4 protein-coding genes are annotated in these 6431 nt (G+C 42.0%); 3 read left to right on the forward strand and 1 reads right to left on the reverse strand.

The genetic code is table 11. The features are described 5' to 3' along the window. Positions 1–10: 10 nt before the first annotated feature. Entirely contained in the window at positions 11–574 is a 564-nt protein-coding gene (ahpC, locus tag UB32_RS09845; protein ID WP_044393353.1) for an alkyl hydroperoxide reductase subunit C, read from the reverse strand. 366 nt (positions 575–940) lie between these two features. Between ahpC and UB32_RS09850 the strand changes: the two genes are divergently transcribed. The 3 genes from UB32_RS09850 to UB32_RS09860 all read left to right on the forward strand — a co-directional run bounded on the left by UB32_RS09850 (position 941) and on the right by UB32_RS09860 (position 6291). Continuing rightward, on the forward strand, positions 941–4024 hold the full coding sequence (locus tag UB32_RS09850) for an efflux RND transporter permease subunit (RefSeq protein ID WP_044393361.1): 3084 nt from the start codon (positions 941–943) through the stop codon (positions 4022–4024). 486 nt (positions 4025–4510) lie between these two features. After that, positions 4511–5686 carry a ParM/StbA family protein gene (locus UB32_RS09855; RefSeq protein ID WP_044393355.1) on the forward strand — a complete coding sequence of 392 codons (1176 nt, stop codon included), beginning with the start codon at positions 4511–4513 and terminating at the stop codon, positions 5684–5686. Between the two features lie 14 nt (positions 5687–5700). Next, a complete protein-coding gene (locus UB32_RS09860) occupies positions 5701–6291 on the forward strand; it encodes a hypothetical protein (protein WP_044393357.1) in 591 nt (196 codons plus the stop codon). Positions 6292–6431: the final 140 nt, after the last annotated feature.

Here is a 6431-nt window from a genome sequence, read left to right on the forward strand (position 1 = left end):
TTAGTTCCCCTTAAATCTTTCCGACAAGATCAAGGCTTGGCTTAAGTGTTGCTTCGCCTTCTTTCCATTTTGCAGGGCAAACTTCGCCTGGGTTATTGCGTACATATTGTGCTGCTTTCAGCTTGTTTACTACTTGGCTTGCGTCACGGCCGATTCCACCTGCGTTGATTTCAACAGTTTGGATAATGCCGTCTGGATCGATGATGAAAGTTCCGCGTTCTGCAAGTCCATCTTCCTCGTTCAATACATCGAAGTTTCGAGTAATCTTCTGGGAAGGATCGCCAATCATAATGTACTCGATTTTCCTGATCGCTTCTGAGTGATCATGCCATGCTTTATGCGTAAAGTGTGTATCAGTGGAAACAGAGTAAACTTCCGCTCCTAATTTTTTTAGAGTAGCGTATTCGTTTTGCATGTCTTCAAGCTCAGTAGGGCATACGAATGTGAAGTCTGCAGGGTAGAATACTACAACGCTCCACTTTCCTTTTAAGTTTTCTTCTGTAACTGTAATAAATTCTCCGTTGTGGAATGCGTTTGCTGTGAATGGTAAAACTTGAGTTCCAATTAATGCCATGATTATTTTCCTCCTTAAAATTGGTGAATTATTTTTGAAATAGTTTCCCTGAATGATTCAGTTAACTATTTGGTAAACTAGAATAATTCTAATACAGTAACGATTATTATATAAAATATAAAAAGTGTCAAGTGAACCGTATTAGTATATCCCATTTTCTTTCATTCATGTTTTTCAGACCTTTATATATATTTTATCAATGCCGTCCTATTAAATCCACCAATTGCCATTGCGTGTCGGAATCTATTTTAAAATCCTGGTTTTTGTAAAGACGGAGTGGTCTAATTGTTTATAAAATTGACAGATGACCGGTCAGTCACTATCATTAGAATGGATAGAAAAATGATTAATAAGGTAGGTGCAATAGTGAAAAATCTAGTCAATTTTGTGCTTGGAAATAAACTGGCTGTTTGGCTGCTAACCATCATCATCACGGTTTCAGGAATATATTCCGGTACACGTATGAATATGGAGACAATTCCGAATATATCGATCCCGTATTTGATGGTGATGGATGTTTATCCCGGGGCCACACCGCAAAAGGTAATGGATGATGTGTCCATCCCAATAGAAAAAGCGGTGGATGGACTGGAAAATGTAAAGTACGTTTATTCCAATTCTTATTCCAATCTATCCAATATTCAGGTTGAGTATGAATATGGAATTGATATGGATGAAGCCAAGCGGGCATTGCAGTCGACTCTGGATGCAATTCAACTCCCGGAAGGTGCACAGGAGCCTACGATCACGAGCATCAGCATGAACATGATGCCGATTATGGCACTTAGTGTCAGCAGCTCGAAAGAGGACATTGTTGAACTAACAACAACAGTCGAGGATATCCTGCTTCCGAAGATCGATAAAATAGACGGAGTCGCTTCGGTTACGATTACAGGACAGCATATAGAAGAAGTGAATCTCGCATATAATGAAGCGAAACTGAAGCAGTTCGGTTTGACGGAAGAGAAAGTCAAAGAAATGATTCAGGCAAGTAATTTAGGCGTTTCGCTTGGACTTTTCGAATTTAAAGAAGGCGAGCAGGCCGTTGCGGTTGATGGCAAGTTCACAACGACGGAACAGCTGAAGAATATGCTGATTCCTGTCACACCATCGCAAGCAAATCCATCTCCTTTTATAAAGCTTAGTGAGATTGCAGAGGTTGAGCTTGTAGGCAAAGTACAATCCATTTCGCGTACAAATGGCAAGGATGCGATCGCCATCCAAGTTGTTAAGGAGCAGCAAGCAAATACAGTGGATGTAGTGAATGCCATAAAGGATTTAGTCAAAGAAGAACAGAGTAAAACGGATGGCCTCTCGATTGAAGTGTCACTGGATCAGGGAAAACCTATTGAAGATTCTGTAACAACGATGGTGGAAAAAGCTATATTTGGCGGATTGATTGCGGTCTTGGTTATTCTGTTATTTTTACGAGATTTCAAGTCTACGATTATCTCGATTATCTCGATTCCAGTTTCGATTTTCATGTCACTTCTGCTGTTGAATTGGCTGGGAATAACGCTTAATATTATGACGCTTGGGGCAATCACGGTTGCCATTGGGCGGGTAATAGATGATTCGATTGTTGTTGTAGAAAATATATATCGTCGCCTTCACTTGAAGGAGGAAAAGTTATCTGGACGTGCCTTAGTTCGTGAAGCAACAATTGAAATGTTCAAGCCAATTTTGTCGTCAACTCTCGTCACGGTGGCTGTTTTTGCACCATTGATTTTTGTGGGTGGCATGGTTGGCGAATTGTTTGCACCATTTGCATTAACAATGACATTTGCCCTTGGTGCTTCCTTGATTGTTGCGATTACGATCGTTCCAGCTTTGTCGCACTTCCTTTTCAGAAAGAAGTTATATGGTGAAAAAACAGACAGCAGCCACAAACAGACTGGAAAACTGGCGAGCTGGTATAAGAATATCTTAAACAAAGTGCTTAACCATAAAGTCATCACTTCACTTATTGCGGTTGTCCTTTTAGCAGGAAGCCTTGCGCTTACTCCGGTAATCGGCTTTAGCTTCATGGGCAGCGAGGAAGAAAAGGTGATGTATTTAACCTATACGCCTGGAGCAGGGGAGCTTAAGGAAGACACTTTGGCGAATGTAGGAAAAGTAGAAGAGGAAATGTTAAAGCGTGACGAGATTGACATTGTCCAAATCTCTGTTACCGAAGAAGCGGATCAAATGTCTGCAATGTTGGGAGCAGGTTCTGGCGGCGCATTAATGTACTTGATATTTGATCCTAAAATGGACAATTTCGCCGATGTTAAGAAAGAAATTGAACAATATGTTTTCAATATCGGACAGAGCGGTGAATGGAAGAGCCAAAATTTCGGGGGCACGTCGATGCCGGAGAACGAGATTAGCTACACATTCTACAGCGAAGATCTTCAAAAACTTACTGACTCTGTCAAGTTGGCTGAGAAAGAATTGAAAGGAATTAACGGCTTAGAAGATGTAAGTTCCACTGCAGAGGATGCCTACGTGGAATACACCTTTAAAGTCGAACAGGATGAATTGCTGCAATACGGGTTAACAGCAGGGCAAATCGTGATGATGCTAAACCCGAATAAAACAAAAGATGCATTGACGACCATTGAAAAAGATGGTAACTCACTTGATGTCATCGTCCAGCAGGAACAGAAAAAGGAGCCTGAGTCGGTTGATGATCTGCTGGATACAGAAGTTCCTACAGCTATGGGAACAACGAAACCATTATCAGAATTAGTGACCGTAGAAAAAGGAACAACAATGAATACATTGGCCCGCAGTAAAGGGCAGTATTATGCGTCTGTTTCAGGAACGGTTACAGAGGATGATATTTCAAAAACAGCTGCTGAAGCTCAAAAGGCAATTGACGCCTTAGACCTTCCTAAGAATGTTGAAGTAGGCGTCGCTGGTGTTCAAGCAGACATGACGGAAACATTCTCGCAGTTAGGTGTTGCGATGCTCGCAGCAATTGCGATTGTTTACTTCATTTTGGTTGTCACCTTCCGTGAAGGAGTTGCACCATTTGCGATTCTCTTCTCCCTTCCATTTGCTGTAATCGGCTCGTTTGTCGGCTTACTTATTGGTGGCGAAACGATTTCCGTCTCGGTGATGATGGGTCTGTTGATGCTGATTGGTATTGTGGTAACGAATGCAATCGTACTCGTTGACCGAATCATTCATATGGAACGGGATGGACTGACGATGCGGGAAGCCATTCTCGAGGCTGGTGCTACGCGATTACGTCCAATTCTGATGACGGCTATTGCCACTGTCGGTGCGCTGATTCCATTGGCTATGGGCTCAGGAGGCGGAGGCTTGATCTCTAAAGGGCTGGCCATCACGGTAATTGGCGGCTTAACAAGCTCCACCCTGTTAACACTGATAGTAGTACCGATCGTCTACGAAGTGTTATCGAAGCTATTTAAAAAGAATCGCCGGGAAATACGAGAAGATTAACACTTGCCTTCGTGGATGCTGTCATCCACGGGGGCTTTTTTTGATAGATAAGAAAGTTTAAAAGTCCGCTTCGATAATTGGCTAGCTCCAGCGCTCGTACTTTTCTTCTATATCCATTCATTGAACGATACGTGTGGCAAATGGATTCCATGATGCTATTGCAAATCCATCTATACTTGTAAGTAAAATAGGAATCTGTGGAATGAAGAGGGGGTTTTTCACTATACAAAAGCCTTATAATCATTTTGTAAACATGTATACACTTTGTAAACGTAATGTGCACAAATGTGTTTACATGTTTACATAAGTGTATACATGGCGTAAATTCAATATGTATACGTTTTTGTATTTGTTGTATACAATCTTGGTCTCGTTTGCAAGTTTACAATTACATTTCTTTTTGCTCGTTCCTCTTGCAGTATCTATTATTTCCCTTTACCTTTAGAATAGAAGATAAATATACATAAAAGAAAAGGAATGATAGAAATGATGAAATCGAGAATTGCAGCAGTTGATGTTGGAAATGATTCTATTAAAGCTATTTTTGGAGAATTTGATAATGAGTTGAATATCCCCAATATCGTAGCAAGGGATACGGAAGACCGACCGGTAATTGGGATTGAGGAACTTGATACGAAGAATCCGCTTGATGGAATTCATATTCGCGTCCACTCCCCTGCCCTGAAAGAGAATAACGTAATCTATCGTGTCGGAAACCTGGCAACGAAAAGCGACAATGCGACAGAGCTCGATCCGGGAAGCAGCAAGTCAGAGGAAGATCAGACACTGGTCATGCTTTTCGCTACCCTTGCATTGGATGCAGTACAGGAAGGAAATGATAAGCTTTTCCCGAGAAACAAGAATGTCATTGATGCGAATTATACGCTCGGCACTGGTTTGCCGCTGCGTGAAGTAAAAGAAGGAAAGGATGCTGGCTACCGTTCAAAACTAGCAGGATCGGTCCACCAAGTAGAATTTCTTGTTACGCCAAAATACCAGGGACTGAAAGTCAATATCAAATTTGATGAAGTAAAGGTGTATCCTGAAGGATTCGCGGCTTATATTAATCTTGTAATGGATAACAATCTGAAAATCATTAATAAGGATTTGATTGATAAAAGAATTTTGATCCAAGATATCGGTGGATTATCAACAGATATCGCTGTCATCAAAAACCGCAATGTCGATGATGACAAGGCTCAAGGTTTCAACCTTGGTGTAGCAGAAGCGCTTGAACAAATCAGGGAAGAGATTCGCAGCAAACATGGCGTCGAGCTAGACAGCCGTACGGATGTTGTGGAAATCATTACACGCAAGAATGACCGCAACCATATCATGGTAAAAGGAAGCCGTACAAGCGTTCATGACATCACAGACCGTATTCTGCTTGAACTAGCTAAAAAGCAATACCGCCTGCTTCGCAATGTATGGGCAAAGAATTCTCAGACAGAAATCTGCTATTTTGTTGGCGGAGGCGCAACGGTTTTAAAAGAATACATCAAAACACTGAACAATAATCTTGATGGCTATAACATCGAATTTTTCGAGGATGAAAAAGAAAGCATTTGGATGATGGCGAACGCTTATTACAAGCTCATTATGGATTATGTGAAAAAGTTAGAAAAAAGCAGCAAGGCCGCTTCTGATCCTGTGAAAAGCTAAGATAAGGTGATTTTATGAAAAAAACCAACCCAAATGAGATTAAGAGAGGTCAAGCATTGTCCTTTCGTGTCCCCTCTGATACACCAGACCATATTTTAAGACATCTTCAAAACTTGAAGGAAACAGAGCGAAGAAACTTTTCGAGCAAAATTGCCGAATTTGTTGTAAAAGGTGTGGGAAATTCCTATTCGAGGGAACGCGAAACGATTACCATCCCGCTTCCTCGCAGTCTCAGCAAATCGCAGCGGGATTGGATTAAGCATGAGCATTCCGAAGCGTTGTTGGGCAATATTGTTTATCATCTATTAGCGGATCCGTTGAGGGCAACCGCACTGCTGGCCTCATTGAACAGCAAGTCAACGGAAATTGATGAAGCTCTTTATCTGCAGGAGGATAGAACCATGCTCCCGACAGCGTCCGAACTGGAAGCTCCGGGAGCGAAGGAATCGGCCTCCAGTGCGGAAATCGCAGACATGGAGCTGGACGATGATTTAGATGCATTTGAATGGGATTCATCCCAGCAAACAGAAGCAGCGGCAAAGGAAGAGTCAGAGGAAGATCTGGATGACCTGCTAGGAGATTTTCTCACTAAAATGAATAAGTGAACAGGAAGAAACCCTATGGAACTTCACATAGGGTTTCTTTTCATAAAAATAAGAACGACTTCACCGGTCAAGCCCTCCGAGGCACAGGATGTGCTAGACCCGCCAGCCACAGGACGTGGCGTTATCGGCGGGCAGCGCTT

The sequence above is a fragment of the Mesobacillus subterraneus genome (assembly GCF_000934845.1).
In the GTDB taxonomy this organism is placed as follows: Bacteria; Bacillota; Bacilli; order Bacillales; family Cytobacillaceae; genus Mesobacillus; species Mesobacillus stamsii.